At 63.0% G+C, this 13,315-nt stretch carries 9 protein-coding genes and 2 pseudogenes; 4 read left to right on the top strand and 7 right to left on the bottom strand.

Features of this window, described 5'->3' with window-relative positions:
* The first annotated feature begins 60 nt into the window (after positions 1-60).
* The 4 genes from ACSKB8_RS13345 (at position 61) to ACSKB8_RS13330 (ending at position 5,652) form a co-directional block, all read left to right on the top strand.
* Positions 61-1,287 (top strand): ABC transporter substrate-binding protein, encoded by a 1,227-nt coding sequence (locus tag ACSKB8_RS13345; protein ID WP_438104570.1) that lies wholly within the window; start codon positions 61-63, stop codon positions 1,285-1,287.
* 256 nt (positions 1,288-1,543) lie between these two features.
* The gene (locus ACSKB8_RS13340) at positions 1,544-2,770 is read left to right on the top strand and encodes an ABC transporter substrate-binding protein (RefSeq protein ID WP_438104569.1); all 1,227 of its coding nucleotides are present in this window, start codon (positions 1,544-1,546) and stop codon (positions 2,768-2,770) included.
* 178 nt (positions 2,771-2,948) lie between these two features.
* On the top strand, positions 2,949-4,178 hold the full coding sequence (locus tag ACSKB8_RS13335; protein WP_438104568.1) for an ABC transporter substrate-binding protein: 1,230 nt from the start codon (positions 2,949-2,951) through the stop codon (positions 4,176-4,178).
* A gap of 190 nt (positions 4,179-4,368) precedes the next feature.
* On the top strand, positions 4,369-5,652 hold the full coding sequence (locus ACSKB8_RS13330; RefSeq protein ID WP_438110519.1) for a glycerate kinase type-2 family protein: 1,284 nt from the start codon (positions 4,369-4,371) through the stop codon (positions 5,650-5,652).
* A 70-nt stretch (positions 5,653-5,722) separates the two neighbouring features.
* Here ACSKB8_RS13330 and ACSKB8_RS13325 read toward each other — a convergent pair whose 3' ends face one another.
* From ACSKB8_RS13325 to ACSKB8_RS13295, 7 genes and pseudogenes are all read right to left on the bottom strand, one after another.
* A complete protein-coding gene (locus ACSKB8_RS13325) occupies positions 5,723-6,247 on the bottom strand; it encodes an NADH-quinone oxidoreductase subunit B family protein (protein WP_438104566.1) in 525 nt (174 codons plus the stop codon).
* Positions 6,248-6,250: 3 nt separating this feature from the next.
* Positions 6,251-7,766: pseudogene (locus ACSKB8_RS13320) on the bottom strand (NADH-quinone oxidoreductase subunit C).
* Between the two features lie 3 nt (positions 7,767-7,769).
* Positions 7,770-9,209: a hydrogenase 4 subunit F gene (locus ACSKB8_RS13315; RefSeq protein WP_091890421.1), complete on the bottom strand. Its 1,440-nt coding sequence runs from the start codon at positions 9,207-9,209 to the stop codon at positions 7,770-7,772.
* The gene (locus ACSKB8_RS13310) at positions 9,206-9,868 is read right to left on the bottom strand and encodes a hydrogenase-4 component E (RefSeq protein WP_091890424.1); all 663 of its coding nucleotides are present in this window, start codon (positions 9,866-9,868) and stop codon (positions 9,206-9,208) included. The genes ACSKB8_RS13315 and ACSKB8_RS13310 overlap by 4 nt, the downstream gene beginning before the upstream one ends.
* Before the next feature lie 3 nt (positions 9,869-9,871).
* Positions 9,872-10,828, bottom strand: coding sequence for a respiratory chain complex I subunit 1 family protein (locus tag ACSKB8_RS13305; RefSeq protein ID WP_438104564.1), 957 nt, complete (start codon positions 10,826-10,828; stop codon positions 9,872-9,874).
* Positions 10,825-12,822, bottom strand: a pseudogene (gene hyfB, locus ACSKB8_RS13300) (hydrogenase 4 subunit B). Before hyfB ends, ACSKB8_RS13305 begins: the two are co-directional and overlap by 4 nt.
* A gap of 40 nt (positions 12,823-12,862) precedes the next feature.
* Positions 12,863-13,132 (bottom strand): helix-turn-helix domain-containing protein, encoded by a 270-nt coding sequence (locus tag ACSKB8_RS13295; RefSeq protein WP_438104562.1) that lies wholly within the window; start codon positions 13,130-13,132, stop codon positions 12,863-12,865.
* Positions 13,133-13,315 lie beyond the last annotated feature (183 nt).

Here is a 13,315-nt window from a genome sequence, read left to right as displayed (position 1 = left end):
TTGACGCCGAGCGCCAATCTTGTTCAATGCGGCGCCGATCCAGCTCGGGGTAGGAGAACAATGACTGCCGTTCGTTTTCAGGTTGCGGCCTTCTTTGCCGCACTCGCGTTGTGCACTGCAATGAGCAGCGAGGCGCTGGCGCAAAGGAAATACGACACCGGCGCGTCCGATACCGAGATCAAGATCGGCAACATCATGCCCTATAGCGGCCCCGCCTCCGCCTATGCCGCGATCGGCAAGACCGAGGAGGCCTATTTCAACAAGATCAATGCCGAGGGCGGCATCAACGGCCGCAAGATCAAGTTCATCTCCTATGACGACGCCTATTCGCCGCTGAAGACAGTGGAGCAGGCACGCAAGCTGGTCGAGAACGACGGGGTGCTGCTGATCTTCGGCTCGCTCGGCACCTCCACCAACAGCGCCATCCGCAAGTACATGAACGAGAAGAAGGTGCCGCAATTGTTCGTGGCGAGCGGCGCCTCCAAGTGGAACGATCCCAAGCAATATCCCTGGACCATGGGCTGGCAGCCGAGCTACGTCAGCGAGGCGCGGATCTACGCCAAATACATCATGAAGGAGAAGCCGGACGGAAAGATCGGCGTGCTCTATCAGAACGACGATTTCGGCAAGGACTATCTGAACGGATTGAGGGACGGCTTGGGGTCCAAGGCCTCGATGATCGTGCTGGAAGAAGCCTACGACACCTCCGAGCCGGCGATCGACGAGCACGTCGTAAAGCTGAAGGCGGCCGGCGCCGACATCTTCATCAGCATCACCAGCCCGAAATTTGCCGCGCAGGGCATCAAGAAGGCGGCGGAGATCAATTGGCATCCGATGCACATCATCTCCAACGTCTCGGCCTCGGTCGGCGGCGTGATCGAGCCGGCGGGCCTCGAGATCTCGCAAGGCATCCTGTCGGCGAGCTATACCAAGGACGGCTCCGACCCGCAGTGGAACGCCGATGACGGCATGAAGAAGTTTTATAACTTCCTCGCCCAATACGCGCCCAAGGCGAACAAGCTCGATGCCGGTGTGGTGTTCGGCTATGCCGCCGCGCAGACCATGGTGAAGGTGCTGCAAATGTGCGGCGACGACCTCACCCGCGAGAACGTCATGAAGCAGGCCGCAAGCCTGAAGGATTTCGAACCGGATACGCTGCTGCCCGGGATCAAGATCAACACCGCGCCGGACAATTTCGCCCCGATCGAGCAGCTCCAGATGATGCGCTTCAAGGGCAAGAAGTGGGAGCTGTTCGGCGACATCATCTCCAGCGAGATCGGACACTGAGCGTCGCAAACGCACAATTCAAAATAGCTCACATTTAACAAGACAACTTCCGCGCAGCTGATTAACGGCGCATCCCATCTCAAGCGCCGGAATATTCCACATCATCTCAAAAAAGATCGCCTCGCGGCGGCAGCCCCGGCGGGGCGTTCTCCTTGCTGGCCGCCCGGGAAGGGTATTGAATGCTTACCAGAGCGACGCGCAACGATCGCTTCCGATCAAGAACACGGCACATTCAAACCTACCTAGGGAGATCAAGATGCCTGCAATGCATGTGCGATTGGGGGCCTTCTCGGCTGCCCTCGTGCTGGCTGCCACCCTGTCCACGACAGCCCTGGCGCAGAAGAAATACGACACCGGCGCATCCGACACCGAAATCAAGATCGGCAACATCATGCCCTATAGCGGGCCAGCCTCCGCTTACGGCGTGATCGGCAAGACCGAGGAGGCCTATTTCCGCAAGATCAACGCCGAGGGCGGCATCAACGGCCGCAAGATCAATTTCGTCACCTATGACGACGCCTACTCGCCGCCGAAGACGGTGGAGCAGGCACGCAAGCTCGTCGAGAGCGACGAGGTGCTGCTGATCTTCAACTCGCTCGGCACACCGCCGAACACCGCGATCCAGAAATACATGAACCAGAAGAAGGTGCCGCAGCTGTTCGTCGCAACCGGCGCCACCAAATGGAACGATCCGAAGGACTTCCCCTGGACCATGGGCTGGCAGCCCAACTACCAGAGCGAGTTGATCATCTACGCCAAGTACATCCTGAAGAACCATCCGAACGCCAAGATCGCCGTGCTCTACCAGAACGACGATTACGGCAAGGACTATCTGAAGGGCTTCAAGGACGGGCTCGGCGCCAAGGCCTCGATGATCGTGATGGAGGAAAGCTACGAGGTATCGGAGCCGACCATCGACTCCCACATCGTCAAGATGAAGGCGACCGGCGCCGACGTGTTTTTCAACATCACGACGCCGAAATTCGCGGCACAGGCGATCAAGAAGAATGCCGAGATCGGCTGGAAGCCGCTGCACTTCCTCAACAACGTATCGGGTTCGATCGGCAGCGTGATCAAGCCGGCCGGCTTCGAGAACGCCCAGGACATCGTCTCCTCGCAATATTTCAAGGACCCGACCGACGCACAATGGAAGAGCGATCCGGCGATGATCGCCTGGAACGAATTCCTGGATAAGTACTATCCGGAAGCCAACCGCGCCGACGCCTCCGTGATGTACGGCTACATTGTCGCGCAAGGCCTGGTGCACGTGTTGAAATCCTGCGGCGACAATCTGACCCGCGAAAACATCATGAAGCAGGCCGCCAATATCAAGGACTACGAGCCGGCCGGCCTGTTGCCGGGCATCAAGGTCAACACCTCGGCCACCGATTTCGCGCCCCTCTCGCAGCTGCAACTGATCCGCTTCAAGGGCGAGCATTGGGAGCGATTTGGTGACATCTTGAGCGGCGACGTCGGCGGCTGACCTTAACCAATCGCTAAAGACGTAACCCCGATCGACTAAAGACGAAGCCCCTGCGGCCTTGCCGCAGGGGCTTTTCCTTGAAGCTCTTGGGCAAATCGTATTGAATTGCGGGCTGCGTCACCAAAAACGATCAAGCCAAGAAGAAGGACGCACACATCAAGAAAATAGGGAGATTGGAATGCCCACTGTCACCGGCAAACTTGCGGCCGCGTCACTGGCGCTCGCGCTCATTGCGGCCTCGGCCTCCACTGCATCGGCCCAGAAAAAGTACGATACCGGCGCGACCGACACCGAGATCAAGATCGGCAACATCATGCCCTACAGCGGACCGGCCTCCGCCTACGGCATCATCGGGCGGACCGAAGCCGCCTATTTCAAGAAGATCAACGACGAGGGCGGCATCAACGGCCGCAAGATCAATTTCATCAGCTACGACGACGCCTATTCGCCGCCGAAGACGGTGGAGCAGGCGCGCAAGCTGGTCGAGAGCGACGAGGTGCTGCTCATCTTCAACTCGCTCGGCACGCCGCCGAACACGGCGATCCAGAAATACATGAACTCGAAGAAGGTGCCGCAGCTGTTCGTCGCCACCGGCGCCACCAAATGGAACGATCCGAAGGACTTCCCCTGGACCATGGGCTGGCAGCCTAATTACCAGAGCGAGACGCAGATCTACGCGAAATACATCCTGAAGGAGATGCCGAACGCGAAGATTGCCGTTCTGTTTCAGAACGACGATTACGGCAAGGACTATCTCAAAGGCCTGAAGGACGGCCTTGGTTCGAAGGCCGCGAGCATGATCGTGGCCGAGGAAAGCTATGAAACGTCGGAGCCGACCATTGACAATCACATCGTCAAGCTGAAGGCGACGGGCGCTGATATCTTCGTCAACATCACCACGCCGAAATTTGCGGCGCAGGCCATCAAGAAGAATGCCGAGATCGGCTGGAAACCGACCCACTTTCTGAACAACGTTTCGGCCTCAGTCGGAAGCGTGATCAAACCGGCAGGCTTCGAAAACGCGCAGGGTATAATCTCGGCGGCCTATCTGAAGGACACCACCGACACGCAATGGGCCAACGACGCCGGCATGAAGGCATTCCTCGATTTCATGGCGAAATACTTCCCCGAAGGCGACAAGACCGACGGCGGCACCATCGTCGGCTACGGCGTCGCGCAGACGTTGGTCCAGGTGCTGAAGAGCTGCGGCGACGACCTTACGCGCGCGAACGTCATGAAACAGGCGGCCAGCCTGAAGGACTTCCGCACCGAGGTGCTGCTGCCCGGGATCAAGATCAACACGTCGCCGACCGATTTCGCGCCGATCAGTTCGCTGCAACTGCAGCGCTTCAAGGGCGAGCGCTGGGAGCTGTTCGGCGACGTGATCAACGCGGAAGCCGGCGGTTAGCCGTCTGAAACAGGTGTCGAGAAACCCCCTGCGCTGATCGCGCAGGGGGTTTTGCTTGAGCGCCGATTATGATTACGCGATTGCATAATCGAATGGTGGCAAAGCCCGCTTACGCTTTGGCGCGTGATGCGGTAGGCATGTGGCGGGCGCGTTTGCCGCCAGTCTCTCCTGTCTGCCGAAGGCCTTCGTCATGATCGACCGACGTCCCCTGCTCCGCGCGCTCTACGACGCCGCCGTTGCCGCCGCCCATCCGAGCACAATTCTGGCGCCGCACTTAAGGCCCGCGCCCAAAGGACGCGTGATCTGCCTCGCCGCCGGCAAGGGCGCAGGCGCGATGGCCGCGGCCGCCGAGCGGCATTATCTCGACACGCTCGAGCTCGCGCCGGAGCGGCTGCTCGGCATCGCCACCACGCGCCACGGCTACGGCGTGCCGACGCGCCGCATCCGCGTGGTCGAGGCCGGCCATCCCGTGCCTGACGAGGCCGGCCTGAAGGGCGCGGCCGACACGCTCGCGCTCGCAGGCGAGGCCGGCCCTGACGATCTCCTCCTGGTGCTGCTCACCGGCGGCGGTTCGGCGAACTGGATCGCGCCGGTCGACGGCATCAGCTTCGCGCAGAAGCAGGCGGTCAATAAGGCGCTGCTGCGTTCGGGCGCGCCGATCGGCGAGATGAACACGGTCAGAAAGCATCTGTCGCGGATCAAGGGCGGCCGGCTGGCGCGCGCCGGCAAAAATGCCGCCGAGATCGTGACGCTGGCGATCTCCGACGTGCCGCATGACGACCCTTCCGCGATTGCCTCCGGCCCCACCGTGCCGGATCCGACCACGCTGGCCGATGCGCGCGCGATCGTGGCGAAATACAAGCTCGCCATCGACGAGGCCGTGCGCCGCGCGCTCGACGATCCCGCCAACGAAAGCTGCAAGCCCGCCGACGCCGCCTTCGCGCGCGCGCATTTCGAGCTGATCGCGCGGCCCAAGCAATCGCTCGACGCGGCGGTGAAGCTCGCGCGCGAGTCCGGTTACGAGACCATCGACCTCGGCGCCGATCTCGAAGGCGAGGCCCGCGAGGTCGCTGCCGATCATGCCAAGCTCGCGCTGCAAGCGCGCGCGCAAGGCAAGCGCGTCGCGATCCTCTCCGGCGGCGAGCTCACGGTCACGGTGCGCGGCAATGGGCGCGGCGGACCGAACCAGGAATACGCACTGGCGCTCGCCAGCCTCTTGAAGGACACGGCTGGCATCTCGGCGCTGGCCGGCGACACCGACGGCGCCGATGGCGGCGCCGGCCATCCCACCGACCCTGCCGGCGCGCTGATCGACGCGGCGACCTTTGCCAGGATGAAGGCGCAGCGGCTTAAGCCCCAGGCCTATCTCGACAACAACGACGCGACCACCTTCTTCGAGGCGACCGGCGATCTGCTCATGCCGGGACCGACGCTGACCAACGTGAACGATATCAGGGTGATCCTGGTGGATTAGGGCTCGCCCTGTTCGACACCATCGCGGCTTGGCCTGACCATGACGGCCTTGAGGAGTGTGTGGGTGCGGCTTAGCGCTTGCGGTTGACGTGCTCCAGCAGCGCGAGCAGGCCCTTCAACAAGTCCGTCGGCGACGGCGGGCAGCCCTTGATGTGCAAATCCACCGGAATGGTCTCGGACACGCCGCCAACGCAGGCGTAGCTGCCTCTGAAAATGCCGCCATCGATCGCGCAGCCGCCGACCGCGACGACCCATTTCGGATCGGGCGTCGCGTTGTAGGTCCGCTCCAGCGCCTGTCGCATGTTCTTCGTCACCGGACCCGTGACCAGCAGCACGTCGGCGTGGCGCGGCGAGGCGACGAAGCGCAGGCCGAAACGTTCGATGTCGTAGAAGGCGTTGGACAGCGCGTGGATCTCCAGTTCGCAGCCGTTGCAGGATCCGGCATCGACCTCGCGAATGGCAAGAGAACGCCCAAGCCTGGCCTGGGCGGCGCGGTTGACTTTCGTTGCAAGCTCCGCCAGCACCGACTCGTCCGGCGCCGGCGCGGGCTCCGTCAGCGAACCGTGAGTGAGGCTTTCGAGCAGGGTCTTGCGCATGGCTTAGAGGTCCGCGCCCGAATAGGAACAGTTGAACGACTTATTGCAGAGCGGAAAGTCGGCAATGATGTTGCCCTCGATCGCGGTTTCCAGCAGCGGCCACTGGAACCACGACGCGTCGCGCAGGTGGCAGCGTTCGACGCGCAACTCGTCATCGAGCCGCAGCCACACCAGAACGTTCGCCGCGGAAGGCCTCGGCGAGCGCCATGCCTTCACAGGCACCGTGGCCGATCCTGGGAGGCAGCACGGTTGCGAGCTCTCCCGGCCCAAGTTGGTCGAGGATCTGCTCGATCAACTCGACGCTCTGCTCGACCTCGCGGATTCGGATCCAGACCCGCGCGTTCACGTCACCGGCCTGTAGTACCGGCACCTCGAACGATAACGCGTCGTAAGGCGTGTAGGCAATCGCCCGCCGCGCATCGAAATCGCGGCCCGAGGCGCGGCCGACATAACCGCCGGCGCCAAACTGGCGCGCATATTCCGCCTTCACGATGCCCGTGGTGACGGTGCGATCCTGCAAGGACGCCGTGTTGTCATAGAGTTCGATCAAGCGCGGAAAGACCTTTCGTAGCTCGGCGAGCAGCGCGCGCAGCGCGGCAACGCCGTCCGGCGCGATGTCACGCGTCACACCACCGGGCACGATGACGTCCATCATCAGGCGATGGCCGAACGCGACATTCGCAGCGCGCAAGCAGCGCTCACGCAAAATGCCGGTCTGGGCATGCATCAGCGCGAACGAAGCGTCGTTGCAGATGGCCCCGATGTCGCCCAAATGATTGGCGAGGCGCTCCAGTTCCGCCATCAGCGCCCGCAAGAGCGTCGCTTGCCGAGGCGCCTCGATCTGCAGCGCCGCTTCCACGGCACACGCAAAGGCGAAGGCATAGGCGACGGCGCTGTCGCCGGAGGTGCGGTTGGCGAGCTTTGCCGCGGCCTCGAGGCTCGCGCCCTGCATCAGCGACTCGATACCCTTGTGGGTGTAGCCGAGCCACTGCTCCAGCCGCACCACATGCTCGCCATTGGCGGTGAAGCGGAAATGGCCGGGCTCGATGGTCCCGGCGTGGACGGGGCCGACCGCCACCTGGTGCAACGCCTCGCCCTCGGCCGGTAGGAACTGGTATGGCCGCACGTCTCGCGATGCGTTGCGGCCCGAGAGCGGATAGGATTTTCCCCAGACATAGTGATCGAGCCATGGCCGCAGATCGTCAGCGACGGTTGGAATAAGCCCGAACAGATCATGAATGCTACGCTCCAGCCGAAGCGCCGGCGGATGACGACTGGCGACGCTTGGAAATGTGCTGGCCGTACACTCGTAGGTCACGACCGCGATCTCGGCCGAGCCGCCATCGAGCATCGCCATATGCACCGCGGTCGGCTCGCCCCAGAAGCCAAGCAGTGTGAGGCTTCCCTCGACCAGTCGATCGATCGCCGCCTGCCAGCCCGCCTCCGTCACGACCGCGCGCGGCCAGGGCCGATGCGACGACACCGCATGGATATGGGAGATGCTGTCGAGGATGCCCATGGCTTACCCCAGGAGCTTCGCGACGTTCTGGAAGCCGGTGACCAGCACCGGCGGCAGATAGATGCCGGCCATCAGCACCAATCCGAGGTGCGTGAACATCGGTACGTAGGAGGCTTCAGCCGGCGCGGTCTTGCCTTTGGGCTCGCCGAACATCACCGCGCCGATCCGCAACCAAAGCCCGCCGAGCGCAATGATGATGCCGAGCACCAAGATTACCGTCAGCCAGGGCGCGCGGGCGAAAGTCGAGCTCACCACTAGAAACTCGCTCATGAAGATGCCGAGCGGCGGCAGCCCGACGATGGCGATGACACCGAGCATCAGGCCCCAGCCGAGCGCGGGGTTGGTCACCGTGAGCCCGCCGATATCGGCGATCTTCTGTGTGCCCTTGACCTGTGCGATATGGCCGACCGCGAAGAAGATCGCCGACTTGGTCAGCGAATGCATGGTCATATGCAACAGCCCTGCGAAATTCGCGAGCGGCCCGCCCATGCCGAAGGCAAAGACGATGATGCCCATATGCTCGATCGAGGAATAGGCGAACATCCGCTTGATGTCGCGGCGCCGGTACAGCATCAGCGCGGCGAAAATCACCGAGATCAGACCCATGGTCACCATCAACGGACCCGGCGCGATCGCCGCGGAGTTTACCGCGAGCATCATCTTGAAGCGCAGGAGCGCATAGAGCGCGACATTGAGCAACAGGCCGGACAGCACCGCCGAGATCGGCGTCGGGCCCTCGGCATGCGCATCCGGCAGCCAAGCATGCAGCGGTGCGAGACCGACCTTGGTGCCGTAGCCGAGCAGGAGGAAGGCGAAGGCGACGTTGAGCAACGCCGGGTCGAACTGTGCGGCGTGCTTCACCAGCACCGTCCACACCATGCCGTCCAGCCCCTCGCCCACCACGGGGCGCGCCGCCATATAGACCAGGATCGTGCCGAACAGCGCGAGCGCGATGCCGACGCTACCGAGGATGAAATATTTCCAAGCCGCTTCCAGCGCCTCATGGGTACGGTAGATGCCGACCATCAGGACGGTCGTCAGCGTCGCCACCTCAACCGCGACCCACATCAGGCCGATATTGTTGGCGACGAGCGCGAGGTTCATCGCGAACATCAGCGTCTGATACATCGCGTGATAGAAGCGCAGGAACGCCGGCGCCAGGCGCCCGATCTCGATCTCGTGCTGGATGTAGCTTGCGCTGAACACCGATGTGGTGAGGCTGACGAAGGTGGTCAACACGATGAAGACCTTGTTGAGGTCGTCCATCAGCAGATACTGCCCCGATACTGGCTCGACCACGAACAGCGAGAGCGAGGTAAGGAAGGTCGCGAGCGCTGCCACTACGTTCAGCTTCGCCGTCAGTCGGTAGCCGGGCAAAATTGCCAGCACCGCCGCCGAAAGGGCCGGGATCAAGAGGATGGCGCTGAGGGCGTCGATGCTCATCGCCGCTCTCCGCGAAAACGATCAAGTTCCTGCACGTCCACGCTGTCAAAGCGCTCGCGGATGCGGAACAGGAAGACGCCGATCACGATGAAGGCGATCAGCACCGAGAAGGCGACACTGATCTCGACCACCAACGGCATGCCCTTGGCGCCGGTTGCCGCCAGCACCAGCCCGTTCTCCAGCGACATGAATCCGACGACCTGGCTCACGGCGTTGCGTCGCGTAACCATGATCAGGAGCCCCAACAGCACCACCGACAGCGCGAAGGCAAGGTCCTCGCGCGCGAGCGCATCGGCGCTCGGCGTCACCCGCAGCATCACCACCATCGACAGCGCGACGAGGCCGATGCCAGCCATCATGGTCAGCCCGATGCCGATCACATTCTCGATCTCGCGGTGGATACCGAGCCGTTTGATGATCCGGTGCAGCGCCACCGGGATGATGATGGCCTTAAAGACCAGCGCGATCAGCGCCGTGACATAGAGATGCGGCGCTTGCTGCACATAGGCCTGCCAGGCTACCGATAGCGCCAGCACGCTGGCATGCAGCGCATAGACATTGAGCAGCGCATAGAGCCGGTCCTGATAGAGCATCATGAAGCTCGCCAGCACGAGGCAGCCGGCGAGCAGATGGGCGATGTCGAATTGCAGGCTGCTCATCTCTTAGAGGCTCCCCGACACGAAGCGCAACAGGGTGGCAAGCAATGCCAGCATCAGCGCCGCGCCCAAGAACTCCGGAATCCGGAACACGCGCATCTTGGCGATCGACGTCTCGAACACGGCGAGCAAGAAGCCAAGTACCGCCAGCTTGCCGAAATAGAGTAGCGCGCCAAAGACGAGCCTCCCAGCGCCCGCGTCCACAGTCGCCGTGCCCCATGGCAGGAACACGCAGGCGATCAGCGAGACATAGAGCAGGAGCTTGAGATGCGACGACAGATCGATCAGCGCGAGATGCCGCCCCGAATATTCCAGCACCATGGCCTCGTGCACCATGGTCAGCTCGAGATGGGTGGCGGGGTTATCGACGGGGATACGGGCATTCTCCGCCAGCGCTACGATGGTCAGTGCCACAAACGCCATGCCCAGGGACACACGCAGACCGACCGCGTCGGAGCCCATGAACTCGGCCACGTTGGGGAGCTGCGTCGAGCCAGCGATCATCGCGACCGAGAACACTGTGATCAGCATCGCGGGCTCGGCGAGGGAGGCGATCATGACCTCGCGGCTGGAGCCGATGCCGCCGAAGGCGGTGCCGACGTCCATGCCGGCGAGCGCCTGGAAGAAACGGGCGCTGCCGAGCAGCGCAATGATGGCGATGAGATCGGCGGTCCAGGAGAACAACAGGCCATTGCCGAAAGTCGGCACCAGCGAGGCGGCGACCCAGGTGCCCGCGAAGATCAAATAAGGAATGACGCGGAACAGCCAGGATGCGTTGTCCGCGAGCACGACGTCCTTGCGCATCAGGCGAATGAGGTCGCGATAGGGTTGTAGCAGCGGCGGCCCGCGCCGGCGTAGCAGCCGAGCCTTCACCTTCCGCACGAAACCCGTCAGTCGCGGCGCGCCCCCCAGCACCAGCGACATCTGGGCGCCCTGGGAGAGGATGTCGCTCAGCGCGTTCATAGTGCCACCACCAGCAGCAGCACGATTAGCGCCACGAAGACCAGCGTCAGGTAGCGGCGGATGGTGAGGAACTGCAAGATATTGATGCGGTCCGTCGCAAAGCCGATGAGCTTCGCAATCGGCGCGTACAGCACATCCCAGATCAGATCGTGCAGTTCGACCCGGAGCCGCGCAGGAACCGGCGAGGACGGCGGCGGCATCTCGCCGATCTCGCTTGCGGCAAAGATGACGCTGCCGAACACGCGGCGGATCGGCTGCGAGAAGCTGGAGGCTGAGTACTGGATCGCTGGGTTCGGATCGGGATAGCCGCAATCCCAAGCAGGCGCGCGGCGTAAGCGGTCGGAGGCGAAACGGTGAATGGCTGTCGCCGCCGTCGTGCCGCAGAGTGCCGCGAACAGGAACACCAGAAGGCCGTTATAGGAGCTGCGGCTTTCCGCGATCGGCACGATGGTGAGCCACTGCAATCCGACCTGATGCGGCATAATGTTGCCGACCATTTTCTTGCTCACCGGCGCCAGCGCATCGATGAACAACCCGGGCAGGATGCCGGCAACGAGGCAGAAAGCGGCAAGCACGAGCATCGCGGTCAGCGAGAAGCGGTCGGTCTCATGTGCCGACGCCGCGACATCCGAACGTGGCCGGCCGAGGAAGCTGATGCCATAGAGCTTGACGAAGCAGGCCGCGGCAAAGGCGGCCGCGAGCGCCAGCAAACCGCCGACCGCCGGAATGATCAGCTTGAGGCCCCAAGAGGGCAGCTGGGGTGAGAGCAGGATCGCCTGGAAGGTCAGCCATTCCGAAACGAAGCCGTTGAATGGCGGCAATGCCGAGATCGCGACGCAGCCGACCAGCACCGCGAACGCCGTCTTCGGCATGCGATGGATCAGCCCGCCGAGTTTCTCCATGTCGCGTTCGCCGGTTGCTCCCAGCACCGCGCCGGCGCCGAAGAACAACAGGCTCTTGAACAGCGCATGATTGAATACATGCAGCATCGCCGCGGTGAAAGCGAGCGCCGCCACCCAGTCGAGCCCTTCCGCCTTGAAAGCCAGCGCCAGCCCGAGGCCGGTGAAGATGATGCCGATATTCTCAATCGTTGAATAGGCGAGCACGCGCTTGATATCGCGCTGCATCAGCGCATAGAGCACGCCCAGCGTCGCCGACGGACCGCCGACCAGCAGCACCACCATGCTCCACCACCACACCGGTTCGGGCAGAAGATCAAAGACGATGCGCACGAAGCCGTAGACGGCGACCTTGGTCATGACGCCGCTCATGAGGCCAGACGTGGCTGGGTGCGGCGGGATGGGCGAGCGGCAGCCAAGCGTGTAGCGGCACCAGGCCAGCCTTGGAGCCGGCGCCCAGCAGCATGAGGATCACCACCACGCCGCTCAGCGCAGCGGAAGGATGTGAGGCTCGGATCGCATCGAAATCGTAACCAGCACCGCTCGCGAGCAGGCCGAAAGCGAGCAGCAGCGCCAGCGTGCCGAAACTTGCCATCAAAAGATAGACATAGCCAGCGCGGACATTTTCGGCCTCCCGGTGATGCGACACCACCATCGCCCAGGAGGTCAGCGACATGAATTCCCAGGCGACCAGGAAGCTGAAGGCATCGTTTGCCAGCACTACGACGTTCATCCCTGCGAGATAGGCAGGATAGAACGGCAGCACGCGGCCGGGGAGTCCTCGTGCCGGCCGTAGCCCAGCGCGAACAGGCTCGCGGCGGCGCCGCCGAGATTGACGACGACGAGGAAGAACGCGGACAGCGCATCGAGCCGGAAATGGGCACCGAGCCAGGGCAGGCCGATCGGCAGTGTCGCGCTCGGCGTCAGATGAGGGAAATAGAGCAGATCTGACAGCGCCGTGACACATAGCGTCGACGTGGCGATCAGACATCCGCCGTAGAGGATGATCGAGCCGCGCGGGCGCGTCGACAGCACGACTTCCGCAGGCGCCAGCGCCAGCAGGGCCGCCACAGACCATAGCGCCACGGCGATCATAGCCGCTCCTGGATCATGATTTGCGCGCGCGTCATCATCGCTATTGGCCACCTGCGCTCGGGGGTGGAGACTTCAGCCGCACACCGCGCCCCCCGGCGCTCGACGTTGCCCCCTCGGCGATCAGCTCGATGCCGGCAACCGACAGCGCGTCGACCAGCTTCACCAGGGAATTGACATTGCCGCGGATCACCCCTTCGGAGGCTTCCATGCGCTGGATCGTCGGCAGCGACAGCGAACAGCGCTGCGCGAGTTCACGCTGGTCGATCCTGAGCAAGGCGCGGGCGGCTCGAAGCTGCGCGGCGGTGATCACGGGGCAGAATGTCCGTGGCGGTTACAGCGCTTGATTTACCAAGCTTAAGACGCGCAAAATGACGTTTCAAGCATCATTTTCTGGGTGCAACGCATCATTCCCGTTCGATGTCCTCCGAGCTCATGCCCCCGCACTCCGCCATCATAGCCGGGCTCGTCCCGCCCCACCGTCATTCTGGGCGCG

The sequence above is a fragment of the Bradyrhizobium sp. BR 1432 genome (genome assembly GCF_051547705.1).
In the GTDB taxonomy this organism is placed as follows: domain Bacteria; phylum Pseudomonadota; class Alphaproteobacteria; order Rhizobiales; family Xanthobacteraceae; genus Bradyrhizobium; species Bradyrhizobium zhanjiangense.
Note: the sequence above shows the minus strand (reverse complement) of the source record. Positions and strands in the feature narration are given on the sequence as shown.